General features: G+C 63.8%; 25 protein-coding genes and 2 pseudogenes. 10 read left to right on the top strand and 17 right to left on the bottom strand.

Features of this window, described 5'->3' with window-relative positions; genetic code table 11:
• Positions 1–133 precede the first annotated feature (133 nt).
• Both AC1DVM_RS11365 and AC1DVM_RS11360 read left to right on the top strand, forming a co-directional pair.
• On the top strand, positions 134–1,003 hold the full coding sequence (locus AC1DVM_RS11365; RefSeq protein ID WP_477254542.1) for a DUF6502 family protein: 870 nt from the start codon (positions 134–136) through the stop codon (positions 1,001–1,003).
• A complete protein-coding gene (locus AC1DVM_RS11360; RefSeq protein ID WP_477254541.1) occupies positions 1,000–2,280 on the top strand; it encodes a DUF5666 domain-containing protein in 1,281 nt (426 codons plus the stop codon). Before AC1DVM_RS11365 ends, AC1DVM_RS11360 begins: the two co-directional genes overlap by 4 nt.
• A gap of 101 nt (positions 2,281–2,381) precedes the next feature.
• Here AC1DVM_RS11360 and AC1DVM_RS11355 read toward each other — a convergent pair whose 3' ends face one another.
• The 3 genes from AC1DVM_RS11355 to copM all read right to left on the bottom strand — a co-directional run bounded on the left by AC1DVM_RS11355 (position 2,382) and on the right by copM (position 4,377).
• Complete coding sequence (locus tag AC1DVM_RS11355) at positions 2,382–2,990, bottom strand: M15 family metallopeptidase (RefSeq protein WP_477254540.1); 609 nt, start codon at positions 2,988–2,990, stop codon at positions 2,382–2,384.
• 270 nt (positions 2,991–3,260) lie between these two features.
• Positions 3,261–3,749 carry a DUF411 domain-containing protein gene (locus AC1DVM_RS11350; protein WP_477254539.1) on the bottom strand — a complete coding sequence of 163 codons (489 nt, stop codon included), beginning with the start codon at positions 3,747–3,749 and terminating at the stop codon, positions 3,261–3,263.
• Positions 3,750–3,759: 10 nt separating this feature from the next.
• Positions 3,760–4,377, bottom strand: a complete 618-nt coding sequence (gene copM / locus AC1DVM_RS11345) for a CopM family metallochaperone (RefSeq protein WP_477254538.1) — start codon at positions 4,375–4,377, stop codon at positions 3,760–3,762.
• A gap of 321 nt (positions 4,378–4,698) precedes the next feature.
• On the opposite strand from copM, the gene AC1DVM_RS11340 reads away from it, so the two are divergent.
• Positions 4,699–4,863: a hypothetical protein gene (locus AC1DVM_RS11340; RefSeq protein ID WP_477254537.1), complete on the top strand. Its 165-nt coding sequence runs from the start codon at positions 4,699–4,701 to the stop codon at positions 4,861–4,863.
• 90 nt (positions 4,864–4,953) lie between these two features.
• On the top strand, positions 4,954–5,256 hold the full coding sequence (locus AC1DVM_RS11335) for a DUF5676 family membrane protein (protein ID WP_477254536.1): 303 nt from the start codon (positions 4,954–4,956) through the stop codon (positions 5,254–5,256).
• Between the two features lie 147 nt (positions 5,257–5,403).
• On the opposite strand, the gene AC1DVM_RS11330 is transcribed toward AC1DVM_RS11335, so the two are convergent.
• The 12 genes and pseudogenes from AC1DVM_RS11330 to AC1DVM_RS11275 form a co-directional block, all read right to left on the bottom strand.
• A complete protein-coding gene (locus tag AC1DVM_RS11330) occupies positions 5,404–5,598 on the bottom strand; it encodes a DUF2933 domain-containing protein (protein ID WP_477254535.1) in 195 nt (64 codons plus the stop codon).
• A 78-nt stretch (positions 5,599–5,676) separates the two neighbouring features.
• Positions 5,677–6,714: an HAD-IC family P-type ATPase gene (locus AC1DVM_RS11325; RefSeq protein WP_477254534.1), complete on the bottom strand. Its 1,038-nt coding sequence runs from the start codon at positions 6,712–6,714 to the stop codon at positions 5,677–5,679.
• Between the two features lie 130 nt (positions 6,715–6,844).
• The gene (locus AC1DVM_RS11320; RefSeq protein ID WP_477254566.1) at positions 6,845–7,063 is read right to left on the bottom strand and encodes a hypothetical protein; all 219 of its coding nucleotides are present in this window, start codon (positions 7,061–7,063) and stop codon (positions 6,845–6,847) included.
• A gap of 18 nt (positions 7,064–7,081) precedes the next feature.
• Positions 7,082–7,198, bottom strand: a pseudogene (locus AC1DVM_RS11315) (hypothetical protein); the annotation flags it as partial.
• A gap of 317 nt (positions 7,199–7,515) precedes the next feature.
• The gene (locus AC1DVM_RS11310) at positions 7,516–8,220 is read right to left on the bottom strand and encodes a copper-binding protein (RefSeq protein WP_477254533.1); all 705 of its coding nucleotides are present in this window, start codon (positions 8,218–8,220) and stop codon (positions 7,516–7,518) included.
• A gap of 60 nt (positions 8,221–8,280) precedes the next feature.
• Positions 8,281–8,571 (bottom strand): copper-binding protein, encoded by a 291-nt coding sequence (locus AC1DVM_RS11305; protein ID WP_477254532.1) that lies wholly within the window; start codon positions 8,569–8,571, stop codon positions 8,281–8,283.
• 41 nt (positions 8,572–8,612) lie between these two features.
• Positions 8,613–9,104 carry a cupredoxin domain-containing protein gene (locus AC1DVM_RS11300; protein WP_477254531.1) on the bottom strand — a complete coding sequence of 164 codons (492 nt, stop codon included), beginning with the start codon at positions 9,102–9,104 and terminating at the stop codon, positions 8,613–8,615.
• Positions 9,101–10,549: a multicopper oxidase family protein gene (locus tag AC1DVM_RS11295; protein ID WP_477254530.1), complete on the bottom strand. Its 1,449-nt coding sequence runs from the start codon at positions 10,547–10,549 to the stop codon at positions 9,101–9,103. The genes AC1DVM_RS11300 and AC1DVM_RS11295 overlap by 4 nt, the downstream gene beginning before the upstream one ends.
• 15 nt (positions 10,550–10,564) lie before the next feature.
• A complete protein-coding gene (locus AC1DVM_RS11290; protein ID WP_477254529.1) occupies positions 10,565–12,049 on the bottom strand; it encodes a TolC family protein in 1,485 nt (494 codons plus the stop codon).
• A 24-nt stretch (positions 12,050–12,073) separates the two neighbouring features.
• On the bottom strand, positions 12,074–12,331 hold the full coding sequence (locus AC1DVM_RS11285; RefSeq protein ID WP_477254528.1) for a hypothetical protein: 258 nt from the start codon (positions 12,329–12,331) through the stop codon (positions 12,074–12,076).
• Between the two features lie 189 nt (positions 12,332–12,520).
• Positions 12,521–12,928, bottom strand: a complete 408-nt coding sequence (locus tag AC1DVM_RS11280; protein ID WP_477254527.1) for a hypothetical protein — start codon at positions 12,926–12,928, stop codon at positions 12,521–12,523.
• Between the two features lie 105 nt (positions 12,929–13,033).
• Complete coding sequence (locus AC1DVM_RS11275; RefSeq protein ID WP_477254526.1) at positions 13,034–13,249, bottom strand: heavy-metal-associated domain-containing protein; 216 nt, start codon at positions 13,247–13,249, stop codon at positions 13,034–13,036.
• 407 nt (positions 13,250–13,656) lie between these two features.
• Between AC1DVM_RS11275 and AC1DVM_RS11270 the strand changes: the two genes are divergently transcribed.
• Positions 13,657–14,919 carry an MFS transporter gene (locus AC1DVM_RS11270; RefSeq protein ID WP_477254525.1) on the top strand — a complete coding sequence of 421 codons (1,263 nt, stop codon included), beginning with the start codon at positions 13,657–13,659 and terminating at the stop codon, positions 14,917–14,919.
• A 53-nt stretch (positions 14,920–14,972) separates the two neighbouring features.
• Positions 14,973–15,152 (top strand): methyltransferase family protein, encoded by a 180-nt coding sequence (locus tag AC1DVM_RS11265; RefSeq protein WP_477254524.1) that lies wholly within the window; start codon positions 14,973–14,975, stop codon positions 15,150–15,152.
• A 192-nt stretch (positions 15,153–15,344) separates the two neighbouring features.
• Here the strand turns inward: AC1DVM_RS11265 and AC1DVM_RS11260 are convergent, their stop codons facing one another.
• Positions 15,345–15,608: a metal-sensing transcriptional repressor gene (locus tag AC1DVM_RS11260; protein ID WP_477254523.1), complete on the bottom strand. Its 264-nt coding sequence runs from the start codon at positions 15,606–15,608 to the stop codon at positions 15,345–15,347.
• A 115-nt stretch (positions 15,609–15,723) separates the two neighbouring features.
• Between AC1DVM_RS11260 and AC1DVM_RS11255 the strand changes: the two genes are divergently transcribed.
• From AC1DVM_RS11255 to AC1DVM_RS11245, 3 genes are all read left to right on the top strand, one after another.
• The gene (locus tag AC1DVM_RS11255) at positions 15,724–17,097 is read left to right on the top strand and encodes an MFS transporter (RefSeq protein WP_477254522.1); all 1,374 of its coding nucleotides are present in this window, start codon (positions 15,724–15,726) and stop codon (positions 17,095–17,097) included.
• Between the two features lie 380 nt (positions 17,098–17,477).
• Positions 17,478–17,732, top strand: coding sequence for a hypothetical protein (locus AC1DVM_RS11250; protein WP_477254521.1), 255 nt, complete (start codon positions 17,478–17,480; stop codon positions 17,730–17,732).
• 56 nt (positions 17,733–17,788) lie between these two features.
• Positions 17,789–18,226, top strand: a complete 438-nt coding sequence (locus tag AC1DVM_RS11245; RefSeq protein WP_477254520.1) for a YqaA family protein — start codon at positions 17,789–17,791, stop codon at positions 18,224–18,226.
• Positions 18,227–18,466: 240 nt separating this feature from the next.
• On the opposite strand, the gene AC1DVM_RS11240 is transcribed toward AC1DVM_RS11245, so the two are convergent.
• Complete coding sequence (locus AC1DVM_RS11240; protein WP_477254519.1) at positions 18,467–18,871, bottom strand: EF-hand domain-containing protein; 405 nt, start codon at positions 18,869–18,871, stop codon at positions 18,467–18,469.
• Between the two features lie 464 nt (positions 18,872–19,335).
• Here AC1DVM_RS11240 and AC1DVM_RS11235 point away from each other — a divergent pair.
• Positions 19,336–19,649: pseudogene (locus tag AC1DVM_RS11235) on the top strand (hypothetical protein); the annotation flags it as partial.

Below are 19,649 nucleotides of genomic sequence, written 5' to 3'. Positions count from 1 at the left end.
ACGTCGTGTCATGAGGTTCCTTTCAATAAATTCCGGAGCGTGGAGCCCAATGTCCAAGATTTAAGTGAGAAATTTTCCCACGTCAACTTGAGTGTGGGATTGCTTCCCACGCACAATCTGCTTAGTTGGATGGATGTCCGGCGACACACCCCGATCCCTTGAACCAGCCAAGCTCCACGCGCCTCTGGCGCGTCTGCTACGTCCCCTGGTGCGGCTGCTAATCCGGAGCGGGATCACCTTTCCCATGCTCACGGAGCTGCTGCGCGAGCTCTACGTCAATGTCGCCGAGTACGACTTTGCTTTGCTCGGTAAGGAGCAGACGGACAGCCGGGTTAATCTGCTCACAGGTGTCCATCGCAAGGAGGTTCGTCGGCTGCGTGGGGCTGGCGCGCCAGTGACCGCCGTTCCGGCAACGGTTTCGCGGACGAGCCGTATTCTGGCCCGCTGGCTTGCGGATCCGGACTTCAGCGATGCGGGCGGACAACCCCTGCCGTTGCCCCGGACCGCGGATCCGGCGCAGCCTTCCTTCGAGCGCCTTGTTGCCTCGGTCACCCGCGATGTGCGGCCCCGCGCCGTGCTGGACGAGTGGCTCGATCGCAAACTCGTCGTCATTGATGACCAGGATCGGGCCGTTCTGGTCGAGGCAGCGTTCGTGCCGCGGAGTGGGGACGATCAGCAGCTCTACTATCTCGGGCGCAACCTGCACGACCATATTGCGGCGGCCGTGGCTAATGTGGAGGCGCCATCGCCGCCATTCCTTGAGCGGGCCGTGCACTACGATGGCCTCACAAAGGAGTTGGCCGAGGAGCTTCAGCGACGTTCCCGCGACGTCGCGATGCAGGCGCTCCAGAAGCTCAACCGCGAGGCCCACGCCGCCAGCGATGGAGAACCGCCCGGTCCATGGCGGTGGAACTTCGGTGTCTACGTCTATTCCGAAGAGGTTGTGCCGCCTGTGACGGCTGACAGGCCCAGGGATCGCAATGACGAGGAACCCAGGACGTGAGGGACTGCGCCCCTGCGATTGCACGAACCACCGCTTGCTGGCTGGCCGCGCTGGCGTTGCTCCTCGTCCCCCTGGAGGCGGCGCGAAGCCAGGACCCAGGGGACCGTGGCATCGGCGGTACCGGAGTGATTTCAACCGACCCGGACGGTGATCGCGGCATTGGCGGCACGGGTGTCATGGGCACGATCCGCGGGTTCGGCAGCATCATCGTCAATGGCCTGCGGGTGACTTACGCGCCGGACGTACCAATCCGGATTGACGGGCAACCTCGTGCGGCCCCCGATCTCAAGATCGGCCATGTGGTGCAGGTTGTTGCCGAGAATCACAATGGCGTGCTGACGACAGGACGGATCGATGTGACCAGCGAGGTTGTCGGCACCGTCGAGGTGACCGGTGGCAAGGTGTTCAGGGTGCTTGGGCAGCCCGTCTCCACAGAGAAGCTGAGCGGCCCGCAGCCGTGGCGGCGTGGCGAGCGTGTCGCAGTGTTCGGCCTGCGTCGCCCGGACGGGATTATCGTCGCAAGCCTGATCGAGCGCAGGGCCGAGGGTCCGGACAGGGTGGCCGGCAGGATGATCAAGCTCCGCGATGGCAGTCTCAGGATTGGGTCGCTGAGACTCGCCGGAGCAAACCCAGCGCTTGCCGGCACCCGGGCTGTCCTCGAAGGGACCCATAGCGGCGGCGTTCTGGACGTCACCAGGGTTGCCCACGAGCGCGACCTCCTGGGGCCAGTCCGGCAGGTTTCTATCGAGGCCTATGTCGAACGCACGCCAAACGGGCTGCGACTCGGTTCAGGTCTAGAGGTCGTCGGGAACGCCCCTGTGGCACTGCCCGCTGGATCGTATGCTCCCGCCGTGGTGACTGCGGTGTCCGATCGAAGGGGGATGCTGAGCATCGAGGGTGTCTCGCTTCAGGGCACGCCGGTTCGGTCGGACGGATCTCGTCAGGGCCTCAATCCCGGCAATTCAAGCAGCACGCCCGCGGAAGGGAAGGGCCGCACGGCTTCACCGCGTGATCGGGGTCTTGGCCCTGCTCATGCCCCGCATAACGGCACCCCGCCCGGTACCGCTCGCGGACGCAGTGACGGCCATGAGGCCTCCGGCAATGCCAGCGGTTCGCGGGGCGGCGCCGGAGCAGGCGGAGGTGGAAACGGCGGCAACGCCGGAGGAAATGGTGGCGGTCACGGCGGCGGCAATGGAAACGGTGGCGGAAACTCCGGTGGCAATGGTGGAGGCGGTGGAAACGGAGGAGGCAACGGCGCAGGTGGAGGAAGGCGGTAGCGGCGCCTGCTCTTTGCCAGAGTAGTTGCTGTATCTCAGTGGCAGAGTGGATTTATCTCGCCACCGGCCCACTTTGCTGAGATGAAGGTTACCGGGAAAGGTCAGCTAGATGGCGCGAGCAAGCGGGCCCGTCTCACATGTCTTGAGTGATCAGATACGAGCTCAAAGTGCGACCGGTCCATATCCTTGAAACCGTGGAAATGGCCACCCCAGCGGATCGAAACTCCCAACTTTGCGGCTGCCTGCCTCATCGCCGCGCTGATCCGGCCATGCGTCGACGGATCAAAGAGAACGCGGCCCTGCGCGTCGAGGGGCCACAAATCGACAGCGTTTCCGGAGCGGTGAGGGCTGTCCAGGGTCTTGGACCATCCCCACGCAACCGCCTTCCGTTGCTGTTTGTCATCGCGCCGGCCTGAGCCGATCACGAAGAGCAGCCCAGGATGATCCGCCTTGGCCCTGCGGACCACCTTGGCGAGCATTGGATTGATGGCCTTGAGGTTCGCTTCGTGAAGGCCCACGGGGTCTGGGTTCCACTGGCGAAACATTGCGAGCTGATCCCGTCCAAACTCATCCTTCTCGGGAATATTCGCGTAGACATCGTCCCGCCCGGAGAACGGGCTGTTGGAGGCAAGAGGAAACCGGGGAGGGTAGGCGGATTCAACCTTCGCAAGGGCACTCAGAACGAGGCTGACGGACGCGGCGAAGAGCAAGCCGAGCCGGGGGATGGGTCGCATACATTGAGACAGAACCAAAGCGTGAGCCTCCCTAAGGTTCACTGGCCGCAACAGGCAAGCTCCATGGTACGGACTCGCCGCCGAGAAGCGGACCTTCAGGTAAATACTTGTACAGCGTACTTTGAACCGAGGCAGACGTTGGAACGGGTCACACGTAATAAGAAACTGGAAAGCAAGTGCTCAGGTAGTTCCTCGTATAGGCGAACCGTTCCCTGCCTTCGAGGCCGGAGCGGTTCGCTCTGGACTCTAGGATCGCTGGACTCCGCGATAGCGGCCAAAGGTGGTCTGACGCGCGGCTCCGAACAAGACGACGTCGTAGGTGTCGTTCTGAACTCCCTCGATCTCCATTCCGGGGGAGCCGACCGGCATGCCCGGGACCGCGATGCCCCTGGCCTTTGGCTTCTCAGCGAGTAGCCGTTTGATGGCATCAGCGGGAACGTGGCCCTCAATGACGTAGCCACTGACTTCGGCCGTATGGCAGGAGGCGAGCGCCTGAGGAACGCCGAGACGGGTCTTGAGGCGGTTCACGCCCGGGGACTCGACTACCTCGACCGGAAATCCTGCCTTGCGAACGTGATCGACCCACGCGCCGCAGCAGCCGCAACTCGGTTCTTTGGTGACCGTCATTTTCGGCAGGGTTTCGGCGGACGCGATAGATCGGGCGGACAGGACAAGAGGTGCGGCAGCGAGGCCGACGATGAGCGCTCGTCGGCTGATCATCAGGTTGGGATTCATGACAGCGACCTCACTGCTTCGAGTTTGCGGCAAGCCAGGACTTCATCATGCTGACCTCGTCCTCCTGCGCTTTGATGACGGTCTGGGCGAGTTCGCGCATCTTGGGATCCTTGCCGAAGGCAGCCTCGATCTTGGCCATGTCGATGGCGCCCTGATGGTGACTGATCATGTTCCGGACAAAGTCGGCGTCCACGTTTCCCGTGTATTCGATCGTCATCTCGCGGTGCATGCGTTCGTTCACCGCGTTCATGGCGAGCGAGGCGACGCCCTGATCACCGCGGGCACCTCCGCTCGGCACGGGGCCCGCTCCGCGGCCCATCATGCCCGGCATGCCACTCTGCATCATCGGGCAGCTCATCATCATGTTCTGTCCCATCCCCGACATCATGCCACCGGGACGCTGGCTGCCTTGGCCCATCCTGCCACCCCCCATGCCGGGTGTTGCCCCTTGTGGTGCGGGCATAGTGCTCATCTGCACCTGAGGGCTGCCTGTCGTTGGACTGGCCTGTGCCTGCGCGTCTCCGGGATGATGAGCATTGTGATCGGCAGCTGAAGGCGCCGTTTGCTGGGCGAGGGCCGGCAGCGATAGGCCCGCGGCGAGGACGAGTGCGAGAAAAGATGAGTTCATGATAGTTCTCCTGGAGAACAGTCGGGTTTCCGAAAGACGATGGCCTGCATGAGACGCGGACAGATGGTGTCCTGAGCGTCAGGTTCGTGGAGGAGGCGTAACCGGTTTCAAGACAATCCCGGCCAAACGTGCCGTCGTGCCCGACCACCCCAAATGTTTGCGGATTCCAGAAGAAGCCGCGGCTCCAGATGCGGGGAGACCCATGACGCTGCAGGAGGATTGGGTACAGGCGATAGGGCAGCCACTATCCATCCTCTCGGGCCCTGGGTCGCAGCAATCGTGAATTGCGGGCACTTGGGAGACGATGACAGAAACGGTCTGATGCTGAACTCCAGCGGCCATGGCTGGCGGTCCGAACGTTCCAACGACCAGCACCGCAGCAAGAACGCAGCGGAAGAGGCGGCAGATCAGCGACCGTACCTGAATCATGCGCTCAAGATTACCTCGCCCACCCATGTGGACATTGTTCCAGATCAAGCATTGTAGCCGAACGGCGTTCCAATTTCCCCGATACAGTGATCGTGAAGGGAGTGTATAATCAGTGCCAATGAAGCCGGACCCTTAAGGGAGGCAATCATGACCTTCTCAACCCTGATCAACCCTATTTCCGCGGACGATACGCGCCATAGCACCCCGTTGCACCTCAAGGCCCTGGGATGGGCCCTGACGAGCACCCTCGTCGGAATGTTTGTGATCTGTTATCTGCTGTCCTTTGTGTGGCCGACCTCTGGCCTTGCCCATGGATGGGTCACTCTCTTCGCAACACAGCCTGACAATTTCGTTCGGACCTTCGTCGAGGGCATCATTGGCAGCGCCGCGGCGGCATGGATCGCAGCGGTCCTATTCGTTCCTGTTTACAACCGGATGATTGGGCGCTGACAGATAGATCAGCCGATGCCGGACCGGCGTGCCGTGAGACGACTCGAAGGTTACGTGTCCCGCGACGTGACCATCCATGTAGAGGAAGACCCGCGCCGATGTTTGACGGGAGTTCGGCGCGCCTTAGACATGCCAGGCGGCCAATAGTCACTTGCGCCCTCCATGTCCATCCCCGTGGCCCTTGTGCATGAATAGGTGCATCAGCGGACACGCCATCAACAGAACATAGGGCAGGGCCGCCAAGATGTGATCAGTGTGGCTGACGAAGAGGTAGATGCCAAGAGCGCCAATAGGAGAGTGACTCCCCAGCCCAGTGAGGTCCCGATCAAAATCGTGCGCCATGTCCTCGGCGTCGAAGGAAGATCCCCTGCGGTATTCATGTCGTGGTCTCCCGGTATCAACGGTATTGCGGGATTTCCGTCATAGGGGGACGGTCCGGAGCCGGATGGCATTGCCGATCACACTAACCGATGACAGGGCCATCGCCGCCGCGGCGAGGATCGGCGAGAGCAGAATTCCGAAAAACGGGCAGAGTACGCCTGCTGCGACGGGGACGCCGAGGGCCTTGTAGACGAAAGCGAAGAACAGGTTCTGGCGAATGTTGCGCATGGTCGCCCGCGACAGCCGCCGCGCCCGTACGATCCCGGTCAGGTCGCCCTTCAGCAAGGTGACGCCCGCGCTCTCCATCGCCACATCGGTGCCCGTCCCCATGGCGACGCCGACATCCGCAGCTGCGAGTGCGGGGGCGTCATTCACGCCGTCGCCGGCCATCGCGACAACGCGACCCGCGCGCTTGAACTTGTCCACGACTGCGCTTTTTTGGTCGGGTAGGACCTCGGATTCGAACTCATCGATCCCGAGCCGACGCGCGACGGCCTTGGCGGTCGTCCAGTTGTCGCTCGTAAGCATGACCACCCGCACGCCCTCCGCCTTTAAGCCAGCCAGGGCCTCGGGAGTCGTGGCCTTTACCTGGTCTGCGATGGCGATGGCGCCCGCAACCTTGCCGTCGACGCCGGCGAAGATCGCAGTGGCACCATCCTCGCGCAGCCTGTCGGCCTGTTCGCCAAGGCGCTGACATCGACGCCATGCTCGGCCAGGAAGGCCTTGTTGCCGAGCAGGATGCGGCGACCCTCGACGATGCCGCGCGCCTTTGCCGGTTGGCGAGTTGAAATCAGTGAGCGATGCTGTCGCGAGACCTTGCCTCTCCGCCGCCGCGACGATTGCTACCGCAAGCGGATGTTCACTCGCCCGCTCGACGCTGGCCGAAAGCCGCAGGACCTCGGCCTCGGTGAACCCGGGGGCCGGCACGACGGCAGTGGCCGCCGGTTTGCCTTCGGTGAGCGTCCCCGTTTTGTCGACAACCAGCGTGTCGACCTTCTCCATGTGCTCCAGCGCCTCGGCGTTCTTGATCAGCACACCGGCTTGGGCGCCACGGCCGACGCCAACCATGATTGACATCGGCGTAGCGAGCCCCAACGCCAGGGGCAGGCGATGATCAGCACCGCCACGGCGGCCACGAGCCCGTAGGAGAACTGTGGTTCGGGTCCCCAGATAGCCCAGGCGGCGAAGGCAAGCACCGCCACCCCGATCACCGCCGGCACGAAGTAGCCCGAAACCTGGTCGGCCAGGCGCTGGATCGGGGCGCGGCTGCGCTGGGCCTCCGCCTGAGACCCGTCAGATGGCCGCCCATTTCCAGCGCCACAACGGGCAGCGGAATTGCAAGGCCGATCCAGAAGCGGCGCGTCATGTCGACGAGTTCGTGACTGGGACCTGTCTCGGTGGTCGCCAGCACGGGTTCGAGCGCCATCCCGCAGATCGGATAGGAACCAGGCCCCACCGAGCGGATCTGGGGGTGACTCGGGCACGTGTAGATCGTGCCCTCGGAGACGGGATCCGCCTTCCTTTCGGTTGCGGGCTGCGCGTATGTCGCCGGCTCGGCCATACTTCGACTGGCAACCCGATGAGCAAAAGAAATGCGGCCTGCCCATGTACGGGGTCCGATGAGCGGTGGTCTGCGGGTCGACCATCATCCCGCAGACCGGATTCGTCACCTTTGCGGCGGAATAAGGCTCCTAGAGGTGCACCACGTGCGCGCTTCGACCATGATCACGACCATGACCCTCGTGGCCGTGCCCCTTGGTCGCCTGGTCATTGCTCATCGCCGTTCTCCACTGCGTTTGCATTCGAAGTTTCAGCTTGAGGCTTCCCATGAATGGGAAGGTCAAGCGTCTCGCCTTGAGCCGTCCGCCGCTGCTGCCGCTACTTTCCCTTCTGGATCCTCACGACGCTGATCTGCCCGTTCACGCGGTCGGCCTGGAACCTGATTCTGTCGCCCGCCTTAATGCCTTTGACGACCGCGGGATCCTGCGTCCGGAACACCATCGTCATCGCATCCATGTCCAGGTTCGGGATCGGCCCATGCTCGATGGTCACCTTCCCTTGGGCTGTATCGACCTTCTCTACCGTGCCAGACACCATGGGGAGTTGACTCGCGGTGACGGCCAGTGCGGCGGGCTGCGCCGGGCCGGCTGCCTGCAATTGTCGGGCCGGCGCAGCCGCCCGGTCGAGCGGCCCCGACCCGTGCGGCGGCTGGTCGGCCCGGGCACGGTAGTCGGACTGGCGGTTGCGCACCTGCCAATCCTTCAGTTCGGAAATCTGCTTCTGCTGCTCTTCCACAATCCGCTGCGCCAGTCGTCGCAGGTTTTCGTCGCCGCCGTGCTCAAGCTGCGTCCTCGCCAGGAATATCAGGTCCTCGTGGTGCGTGATCGCAAGGGTGGCGAAATCCCGGTCAGGGTCGCCGGCGAGCTTCACGTCCTTGAAGCGGCCGTTCATGACATCGAGCACCCGCTCGTAGGCGGCCAGAGCTCCTTTGGCGGGTTGCGCCAGCGCGATGCGATCGGGTCCGATCGCGAGGACGGCCAGGACGGCGCCGACAGCAGTGAGTGTGATGGTCAAGCGTTTCATGCGGAATGCCTCTTGAATAGGGAGGGCCGCCCCGCAGCCGGTCTGCGGAGCGGCATGGGATCACGAGCCCTTCTTGATCGACGTGACGCTGATCTGGCCGTTCACCCGATCGGCGGTGAACTGCACCTTGTCGCCGGCCTTCAGGCCCTTGAGCATGGCCGGATCCGGTGTGCGAAACACCATGGTCATGGCATCCATCTTTAGGTTCGGAATTGCGCCGTGATCGATGGTGATCTTGCCAGCGGTCTGGTCGACCTTTTCGACCTTGCCGGAAACGGTCGGCAGGCTTTGCGCAACGGCAGCGCCCGAGAGAATCAGAGCGGCGATCAGGCCAATAGCGATACGCTTCATAACGATACTCCTTTGTCGGATTGGGACGTGAACAGGGGCCGTCATTTGACGATGACGGTGCCGTGCATGCCGGACTCGTAGTGACCCGGGATCAGGCAGGCGAATTCGAAGGCGCCGGCCTTGGTGAAGCGCCAGATGATCTCATTGGAACCCTTAGGCGCGAGGCGCTTCCCGTTCGGGTCGTCATGCTCCATGTCCGGGTTCTTCTCCATGGCGATCTTGTGCTTGGCATTCCGCTCGACCGTGTCGAGCATGAACTCGTGGTCGACCTGGCCGTGGTTCTTGAGCACGAACTTCACCTGCTCGCCGCGCTTGATTTCGATGTTGTTCGGCTCGAACAACATCTTCGCGTCGTCGGTCTCCTTCATGGCGACGTCGATCGTGCGGGCGACCGGCTTCTTCGGATCGCCCGGCTCACCGGTCGCGAATGACTTGTGGCTGTGGCCGGCCTCGCCAGATCCGGCGAGCGCGAGACCGGTCGACAGCGCCATCGCCGTGGCGGCGCCCATTAGAGTGGATAGACGAGTCTTCATCGATTGCTCCTTTTGCATCGGTCGTGTTGGGATAAGTGGTTGTCGTGGCCGCTGCCGGTGCGAACGGGTCTCTTGCGTGGGTCGATGGCCCGGAATTCCGCCGCCTTCGCGCTGCTGTCGGGCGGGGTCGCGCGGGAGGGCTCGGCGAGCTTCTCGCCCGTCCACTCATAGGCGACCGTTCCCTCCGGGTGCCTGTACCAGCCGGGATCCTTGTAATCGTCCGCAGCGAGACCCGACCGCACCTTCACGACCGAGAACATGCCGCCCATCTCGACAGGGCCGAATTGCGCGAAACCCGTCATCATCGGCAGCGTGTTGTCGGGCAGCGGCATCTCCATGCTGCCCATTTCGCCCATGCCGGCCGAGCCCATCGGCATGTAGCCCGGGGCCACCTTCTTGATGGCCGCGGCGGTCTTCTTCATGTTCACGCCGATGTAGGTCTTCACGTCGTGGCCCATGGCGTTCATGGTGTGGTGCGACTTGTGGCAGTGGATGGCCCAGTCGCCCGGAGCGTCGGCCAGGAACTCGAAGGCACGCATCTGGCCCACCGCGACGTCGACGGAGACCTCGGGCCATTGCGCCGTCTCCGGCACCCAGCCGCCGTCGGTGCCCGTCACCTTGAAATCGTAGCCGTGCATGTGGATCGGGTGGTTCGTCATAGTCAGGTTGCCGAACCGGATGCGGACCTTGTCGCCCTGGCGCACCACGAGCGGGTCGATGCCGGGGAACACGCGCGAGTTCCAGCACCAGAGATTGAAGTCGAGCATCGTGTTGACCTTAGGCACGTAGCTTCCGGCCTCGATGTCGAACGCGTTGAGCAGGAACACGAAGTCGCGGTCAACCCGGCGCTCGGCCGGGTCGCGTGGATGGACGACGAAGAAGCCCATCATGCCCATGGCCATCTGCACCATCTCGTCCGAGTGCGGGTGGTACATGAAGGTGCCCGACTTCTGGCAGATGAACTCGTACACGAATGTCTTGCCCGGAGGGATGTGCGGCTGGGTCAGGCCGCCCACGCCGTCCATGCCGTTGGGCAGGAGCTGGCCGTGCCAATGCACCGCCGTGTTCTCCGGCAGTCTGTTGGTGACGAAGATGCGCACCTTGTCGCCCTCAACGGCCTCGATCGTCGGCCCCGGCGACTGGCCGTTGTAGCCCCAGAGGTGCGCCTTCATGCCCGGCGCGAGTTCGCGTACGACGGGTTCCGCGACAAGATGGAACTCCTTCCAGTCGCCGTTCTGCCGCCAGGGCAGGGTCCAGCCGTTGAGCGTTACGACAGGTTGGTAGTCTGGTCCGCTCCTTGGATAGAGCGGCGGCTGCATCGTGGCCTCGGTCATGGTCGGCGCCTCGGGCAGGCCCGCGGCCTGCGTGCGTCCGCTGATCATCGACGCCCCGGCAAGGGCGAGGCCTCCGGCACCGAGGAAATTCCTGCGCGATAGGTCGGTCATGGGGTCTTTCCTTGATCAGTGTCCGCCGCCACCGCCGCCGGCGGCGGAAGCGACGGCCTCACCACCGCGTTCTCCACCGCTGCCGGCCCCGCCGCCGACGAGGGCGGCCTTGAGGTCGGTCGCGGCGATCCAGAAGTCGCGGCGGGCATTGATGGCGTCGACGTTGCTGAGGATTCGGGCGCGGGCGTCGAGGATGAGCTGGCTGACATCGACGAGCATGCCGCTGTATTGCAGCAGGGCCTCGTCCTGGATGGTTTTCTGCAGAGGCAGGATGCGACCCTGATAGTGGCGGGCAAGGTCGTAGTTTCCTTTGTAGCGCAGATAGGCCTCGCGCGCCTCGGAACGGGCATTGACGGCCCGCTCCGCCAGGCGGTTGGCCGCGGCAAGATAGGTCTCCTTAGCGTTACGGACGCCAACCGCGCCGAAGTCGAAGAGCGGGATGGTGAACTCGACTTCCAGGCCCTTTCGTTTGACCGCGTCGCGCTCGACCTCGACGCCGCCTTGATCGACGAGCAGTGACGTCGTGCGTTCGTAGCTGGAGAGGCCGGCGAGTTCGATGTCGGTCACGAAGCGGGTGGCATTGGTCAGACCGTATTGGCCGGCGACGGCGTTCAGGTCATGGCGCAGCGCTTGGATGTCGACGCGCTGCTCGAGCGCCCGGCGTTCGACGTCTTTGGCGGAGGCGATGCGGCCCGGCAGGGGCGGCAACGAGTTGGGAAGGCGGAAGTCGATGTCCCGGCCCCACAGCCCGAGCTGCCGGATCAGGCGTTCGCGCGCAACCTTCTGCTCGATCCGGGCTCGGGCGAGCTGGGCTCCGAGTTCCTGGTAGAAGGCGTGCTCGCGAGCCTGCTCCAGCTTGTTGAGCGCACCGCTCTCGCCGAGTTGCTTGGCAAGCTCCGATGCCGTCTCCGCCGTGCCGAGTGCCTGTTGCAGGAAGGCGACCTGTTGGTTGGCGGCAATGGCCCGGTAGTATTCCCGGCGCGTCTCGCCAGCGAGCCGGAGCACGGCCTCGGCTGTACGGAACTGGGCGGCACGGAAACGCTGCTCGGCGATAGCGGTCCGGGCAGGCAGCGTGGCGAGTTCGAACAGACCAATGAGAATCTGGCGTTCGATCTCGAGTTCCAGGCTACCGCCGAGACGGGCCAAGGCCACCGTCGGGTTTGGGGGCAGGCTTGTCTGGATGTATGCGGCTTCCGAGACGCCGAGGTCATTGAACGCGGCTTGCAGGCCCCTGTTCTTGAGAAGGGCGATCTGGACGGCGCTGTCGGGAGTCAGGGGGCGGCTGAGGAGAGTCTCGGCTTTCTGCTGCGCGAAGAGGGCATCGGCCTCGCTGGCGACCTTCACCACATCCTTGCTCAGTTGCGTGTAGGCGACCGTCTGCGCGGTCGACAGCCCGCCATCCGCCGAAAACGAGACGCAGCCACCCAAGATCAGGGCGGCGGCGGCGCTTCCGAGAAGCCGCAATCGGCGCGCCGCTCCCGCATGTTCGTTACCAGTCATCGTTGTGGTGTCCTTGCGCATGGGTCAGCGGCCCCGGCGGGCGGCATCGCCGCTGTTGTCACGCTCGGCCTCGGCCCCGGGGCCGATCCGCCGGTTGAGCTCGCGCCAATCGCCCGGATCCACGACGTCGTACCCGCGCACGCCATGGGTAACGGAGGAGTAGGCCGGCGGTCGGGTACCCACGGCCGGATCGGCCGCCGCGACTAGATAGGAGGGGTGTTGGGAGGGCACGCAGGCGGCCAGGCCAAGGCCGAGCGCCGCGAGTGGAATGAGTTTCAGCATGGGGTCCGTCTCCGGATAGACCTCCACGGCACGCGGTCGACGTCAGGATGGGCGGCATGTCCGCCTTTTCCTTGAGTCGACGTTCAGCAAGTGCGCGGGAGGATGACCGGCTTGAGCTTCAGGTCGGACATGGCTTGTCTTGCGAGCAGCCGTGCCGATGCGTGCGGGCGCTGATCGCCCGCTCCTGCGTCAGACGGTTCGTGGTGGCCTGTCGAGCCCACCTGTGATGACGCCCTCGACCTGCTCGTCGCCGACCATGGCAAGAACGACGGCGGAGGCGCCGCGCATCTGAACCGTCGGAGCGGCAATCGCCTGGACCGCGTGGCAGGCGCCCATGTTGCAGCACGCGGCTCCGTCGCCGCCGTGAGTTCCCGAGGCCGGGTCGTCGCAGTCCTTCTGGGCAGAGGCATGATCGTGGGCGGATGTCTGGTCTCGCTCGACCGCGCCCTCATGGGAGTGTGCCCCAATGACATGACCCGCAATGGATTCTGCCAATGTCAGCCGGTCACCGGACTCAGCAGCATGCGGCGTGGAAATCAGGAAGATCCCCGCGGTTACCGCAAGCAGAACAGCGATGATGAGGCCCGTTAGCCGCAAGGGTGAACTCCGTCGTCGTAAGCGCATATGTGTCATGAAAGGAATGCTTCGACAATCCGGCCCAGAGGGCCGTGTGACCATCCGGACCGTCTTGCCTTGAGGGATTCAGACTGCCACTGAAGGTGTGTATCCGGCCTCGGTGACGATAGTCTTCACCGCGGACAGGTCGGCGGTGCCCTGAATCGACAACAGCTTCGTGGCAGGGTCCGCATCAACATGCGTTCCCGGGATCGCGGCCTCGACCGCCTGCTTGATCGTACCGGCGCAATGCCCGCAGGTCATGTCGTCGACTCGGAGAGTGAGGCTGCCGTTCGTTGGCATGGCCGTCGTTCCAGTGCTGGATCGGTGGGTTGAGCATCCGCACATGTGTTTTCGCTCCTTTGCGATAGTGATGATTCGAACGCTGAGGCTTCCCACGGTGGGAAGGTCAAGTGGTTTGAGTAAAAAGGAGTGCCTGCCGCGCCGTTGCCGCTTTGCACCTGGTTTCAAACGTTGAGCTCGGGCGTTTTCGCCGCTCTCACCTCGACGAGGTACCGAGTGCGGCAGGTGCGGACGTATCGCCATTGCGAGGGACTTTCGTCTTTGACCCTAAGCGACCTTAGAACACGGGCAAACTCGCCCAGTTGACAGAAAAATTCCAAGAACATCTACTGACGCTATGGGGATCGCGATCTCCCCACGAGGCGGCATGCCCAAGCATCGCGTCCTGTTTTCGAAGGGGACGCTGCATGCCATCAACTAGCAGCATCGTTGAAGCCGAACCGCGATCTGATGTGGGCAGCCGGACCCGCTCGAAGCAAACTCTGCCGCCGGACATTCGGCGCATTCTCTGGGCCCGGTCCTTGCGCGCGTTCGGCGACGGCTACATCGCGATCCTGCTGCCGCTCCATATGGCGCGCCTTGGCTACGATGCCTTCGGTGTCGGGGTCATCTCGACCGCGTCATTGCTGGGATCAGCCATGTTGACGCTTGCGCTCGGGCTCGTCGCCTACCGGATCCCGCGGCGTCGAGCCCTGCTGGTCGCAGCCCTTCTCATGCTGGCAACCGGATTGGGTTTCGCAGGTATCGAGGACTTCTGGCCACTGCTCCTGGTCGCCTTTATCGGAACCCTCAATCCGTCAGGCGGTGACGTCAGCGTCTTTTTGCCCCTCGAACACACCGTCCTTTCCCATGTGGTCTCGGACGACGATCGGACGGCGGCTTTCGCCCGCTACAGCTTTGTCGGCGCCTTCTTTGGCGCCCTCGGAGCGCTCTCGGTCGGCGTTGTCGATTGGCTGGCACCCGTTGTCGCGCCGGCGACGACGTCGGAGGTTCTCTTCGGACTCTACGGTCTCCTGGGTGGCCTCACGTTCCTGCTCTACCACCGTCTCTCGTCGAGGGTGGAGGCCGGCACGGACAATCCGCCAGCGCCCTTGGGTCCGTCTCGCGGGATCGTCTACCGCCTGGCGGTCCTCTTCTCGGTCGACGCCTTCGGCGGAGGGCTCGTCATCAATGCCCTCCTGGCGCTCTGGCTGAGCCAACGGTTCGGGATCAACATCTCCACTATTGGGGCAATCTTTTTCGTCACCAGCCTCTGCTCCGCGGTTTCATATTTCGCGGCGGTGCCGCTGGCTCGACGGTTCGGCTTGATCAACACGATGGTGTTCACGCACCTGCCGTCGAGCGTCTTTCTGATCCTGACCGCCTTCGCGCCCACGGTCTGGATCGCGTTCGGGCTGTTGATCCTGCGGGGGCTGCTGTCCCAGATGGATGTGCCGACCCGGTCCTCCTACGTTATGGCAGTGGTGCGGCCGGAGGAGAGGCCTGCCGCCGCGAGCGTCACGGCCGTGCCCCGGAGCCTCGCGTCGGCCCTCGCCCCGCTCCTGTCGGGATGGCTGCTGACCGTTTCTCCGTTCGGTTGGCCGCTTGTCCTCGCCGGCACCCTGAAGGCGGCCTACGACCTCATGCTGCTGCGGCAGTTCTCGGCCATCAAGCCGCCGGAGGAACGCTGATTGGTGACGACTGGCTTTGGTCTTAACGCGAGAAGGCTGATGAACACACCGCCATGGTCCTGGGTCTGATCGGCCTGGCCATCGCGTTGGACGATCCCTGGCTACTGTTTGTGCTGGTGCCCTTCGCGCTCGTGATCCGCTACGGCGTCGTGGCCCGAGAGGAAGCCTATCTCGAGCGCAAGTTCGGCGAGGTGTACCGGGACTACAGCTCGCGCGTCCGCCGTTGGCTGTAGCGGCACCCTGGTGGATCGGCGTTACCGATCGCAGCGGGCTGGCGTGCTAAGTGCCCAAAGGGTCCTCAGCGGATAGGTCGGCTCGCCCCGGGAGGCTCGGGGATCAGATGGCAGGGGGTGACGGGGGCTGGTTTCCCCTGTCATGTCGTAGTGACCATGAAGGGAGGGATTTCGGTGTTCAACATCGGATCCTTAGAGGTATTTCGTGAGCGCCTTGAACTCGGCGAGCGCCGCCTTCGCCAGGCGGCCGTTCTGACCGACGGCATCTTCTAGGCAACGGTCGATGTGACCCTGGATCAACTCGCGCGCGCTGGAGATCGCCTTCTCGACTGCATGGAGCTGCTGGGCGAGGTCGACGCAGGGGCGGCCCGCCTCGATCATCTGGGTGACGGAGGCGAGGTGGCCGTGCGCCCGCTTGAGGCGAGCAATGATGTCGGGGTGGCTTGCGTGGATCATGGGCATGTCCAATCCCCCTGGAGGGGATCTAACAAGCCGAATGCTGCTTGGCAGGCATCCGCCGCGTTCCTTCCGTCGCGGCTTCGCAGGTTCCAACTCGGTTAGAGATCCACTCATGCTCGACGTTCTCGCCAACCGCACCTACCGCCACCTGTTCGCGGCCCAGGTGATCGCGCTTGCCGGCACGGGCCTGCTGACCGTGGCGCTCGGCCTTCTTGCCTTCGAACTCGCCGGAGCGGACGGGGGGGTGGTGCTCGGCACGGCACTCGTCATCAAGATGGTGGCTTATGTCGGCGTGGCTCCCATCGTCGGAGCCTTCGCCAACCAGCTTCCCCGGCGCGCCTTCCTGGTGGCGATGGACCTGGTCCGGGCGGCAATCGCGCTGCTGCTGCCATTCATCAGCGAAGTCTGGCAGATCTATGTCCTCGTTTTCCTGCTGCAATCGGCCTCGGCGGCGTTCACGCCGACATTCCAGGCCACCATCCCGGACGTGTTGCCGGACGAGAAGGATTATACCCGGGCGCTCTCGCTCTCGCGCCTCGCCTACGACCTCGAAAGCCTGCTCAGCCCGGCTCTGGCGGCAGCCCTCCTGACCGTCGTCAACTTCCATTCGCTGTTCGGCGGCACGGTCATCGGCTTCCTGTGCTCCGCTGCCCTGGTGCTGTCTGTACGGCTCCCGCAGGCAGTCGTGTCCGAGCACAAGAGCGGCATTTACGACAAGACCACACGTGGCCTGCGGATTTATCTCAAGACCCCGCGCTTGCGCGGGCTGCTGGCCCTCAACCTTTCGGTCGCGGCGGCAGGGGCCATGGTTATCGTCAACACGGTCGTCATCATCCGCGGCGTGCTGGGACTGCCGGAGGACGACGTTGCGATGGCGCTCGCGTGCTTCGGCGGCGGCTCAATGGTCGCGGCGCTCCTGCTGCCGCGCGTGCTTGATAGACTGCCCGACCGCGCCGTTATGCTGCCGGCTGCGGCATTGCTGGGTGTGGTTCTGCTGGCCTTTGCCGCAGCGACCTGGAGCGGCCCGATTGGCTGGACGGCCTTGCTGATCACTTGGGCCCTGCTCGGGATCGGCTACTCGGCGGTGCAGACGCCGACAGGCCGACTGCTGCGGCGCTCCGCCCGGGAAGAGGACCGTCCCGCCCTGTTCGCCGCCCAGTTTGCGCTCTCGCATGTGTGCTGGCTCCTGACTTACCCGCTGGCGGGTTGGCTGGGGCGTGCGGTCGGCATTCCCGCGACCTTGGGCGTGCTCGGGCTGGTGACCTTGCTCGGGTTCGTCCTGGCGGCTCGGCTCTGGCCTGCGGACGATCCCGAGGAGATCGCGCATGGCCATCCGGACCTCCTGCCGGACTATCCGCACCTGCGGGAGCATATCGGCCACGGTCATACTCATTCTCATGCCTTCACGATCGATGCCCTGCACGGATCCTGGCCCACCAGGCAGGCAGCGCGGCAGGGTTCCTCGGCCGTCTCAGGAAGGACATGATCGTCCTGCATGTCCTGTCGCCTTGCATCAGCGGGCCCCGCACTAGCGGGGCTCCTTGTCACGGTGGTCCTGCCGTCCGAGTACGGCATCGACCCGACGGGTGCCGGGCGCGCCCTCGGGCTCGCTGAGATGGGCGAGATCAAGACCCAGCTTCATGAGGAGGCTGAAGCCGACCGGGCAAAGGACCAAGCAGGCCAGGCGCCCGCCGCCCCCGTGGCGCCGGCCACTCCGGCGGCTCCTCAGCAACGATCCAGCCTGCTCGGCTGGATTTTTGCAAGCTCGTCATCGGCTCGGCACAGGCGCAGATCCCGGCAGCGGCCAAGTCCCAGGAGTTCTCCGTCACGCTCAAGCCGGGCGAGGGCACCGAGGTCAAGGCCGACATGAGGAAGGGCGCGAAGCTGACCTATTCCTGGAAGGTCCAGGGTGGCACGGTGAACCATGACACCCATGGTGATGGTCCGGGCGGCAATGAGACGTCGTACTCGAAGGGCCGCGGCGTGCCCGCGGATGAGGGCGAACTTACGGCGGCCTTCGACGGCAATCATGGCTGGTTCTGGCGCAACCGCGGCTCTGCCCCGGTCACGGTCAGGCTGACCGCGAGCGGCGACTTCGGCAGCCTCAAGCAGGCGAAGTAAACAGGCATCCCTGCGCGTCACTTCCTGGGACGCGCAGGGCCCGTGATGGATCTTCCATGGAACATTGGCTTGAATACCTCGGACTGGCCGGGGCTGCCTTCCTGTCGGCGACGATCCTCCCGTTCCAGTCAGAGTTGGTCCTGTTTGGTATGCTGGTGGCCGAGCATTATCAGGTCTGGCTGTTGGTCTTCGTCGCAAGCCTCGGCAACATCCTCGGCTCCTGCGTAAACTGGTTCCTGGGCCGCTTCATCGTGCACTTCGAGGGCCGCAAGTGGTTTCCAGTCACCAAGAAACAGGTCGGCAAGGCTGAAGGCTGGTATCACCGCTACGGGCGCTGGACGCTCCTGCTGTCATGGATGCCGATCATCGGTGACCCGCTGACCATCGTCGCAGGTCTCCTGCGTGAGCCCTTCCCAGTATTCCTCGCCCTGGTAGTGGTGGCCAAGACCGCCCGTTACCTTGCGCTCACCGGGCTCACGTTGGGGTGGATGTAGGTACGGAGTTTCTGATCGCGGTGCAGGGCTGGATCCGCCAGTCCATCACGGCGGACCTTGACGCCTTCAGTATTTGGCACACCCCGGAAGTACTGTCTCGGTCAGCTCACGGCCGACAAGCAGACGTTCAATGTGAGCAATCTACTTTGTAGCCTGACCCATTTCGGAGATTTCCGGATCAGTTCTCCCATTCGACTCTACGTCCCCTAACGTCCCGTTCGCGGAATCGCGGGAGGCCGATTACTCCCGCATGAACGATTGAACCTCCTCGGGCGTCGCTTTCCCGTCGTTGTTCGCGTCAACTTTGTCGAAGATCCGTTTATGAATGGTCGTCACCTCCTCGAAGGAGAGCGCGCCATCGCCGTCTAGGTCGGCGATGGCGAACATGATCTTCATGTGCCCGGGCATGCTCATCATGTCTTGACCCATCATGCCGCGCTGCATCCTGCTCGGACCCATCATGCTGGGTTGGCCGGGCTGCGCTCCCGGGGCTTGGCCCATCATACCGGAAGGCGGCGTCGCCTGTGCGACCGCCGTATCGGGATGGTGCGAGTCGGTCGAGGTCGTTTGTGCGGCTGCGGCCGTCACGCCGGCGACGACAATGGCGGCGAAGGTGGCCGCGCGTGGTAGTGCACAAAACGTCATCGAATCCTCCTTCGATGGGTCCTGGCCTTATCGGAATCTCGCGGCGCTTATTCCTCACGAGCGCGGAGCCGAGCCCTACAATTTAGTCGGCAAAAACGCTCTGTCGTTGACTAATCCCAATCCGGGCGGACGTAAGCTCGGGCAACGGATTCGGCGTCCCATTCATATCGACGCTTCGATCAAGGCCGTTGAATTCTGACGCCCCTAGGCCGCCCCGCCTTGATCTTGATCAACCGGGCACGCAGGCTCGTGATGATAGTGATGTCCGCCATGGGCGTTGAGTGCAGGGCCATAGTTTCTTGCGGCTTTTTGGTGTCGATAATGACGGCTCTCTGGTTAAGCCCCGGTGCTAAGTAGGAGGCCGGGTGTCTTCCAGATCGCGAGTTGGCGCCAAATTACGACCAGGCATTCGCGGCCGCGCTCTTCATGACGAGCACGTCTGTAGGGCCGTTTCGGAGGACACGATGCCATCCTCTCTCACCGAAAAGCTGATCACCCAGGCCGAGTTGGAAGCCGAACAGATGATCGGTCTGCTGAGAGCCATCGTGGCTCTTGTTCTCCTCGTCTGGATAACGGTTTCCTTCCAGTTCGATGCACCTGCCGGGTCCGATCTCATCGTTGAGCCTTCCCGCATCGTTACGGTTGCACTGGGTGGCTTCCTCCTCGTGGGGTTGGCATCCTTTGCTCTCGCTTGGACTCGCCTGTTCCGGCCGTGGATGGCGTTCGCCTTCACGGCCATCGACGCGGCCGTTCTCTCGTTCGGGCTGTATATCGTGCT

The sequence above is a fragment of the Microvirga sp. P4_A5 genome (assembly GCF_056402495.1).
The sequence above is the reverse complement of the archived record's forward strand: the minus strand, read 5'-3'. Positions and strand labels throughout refer to the sequence as shown.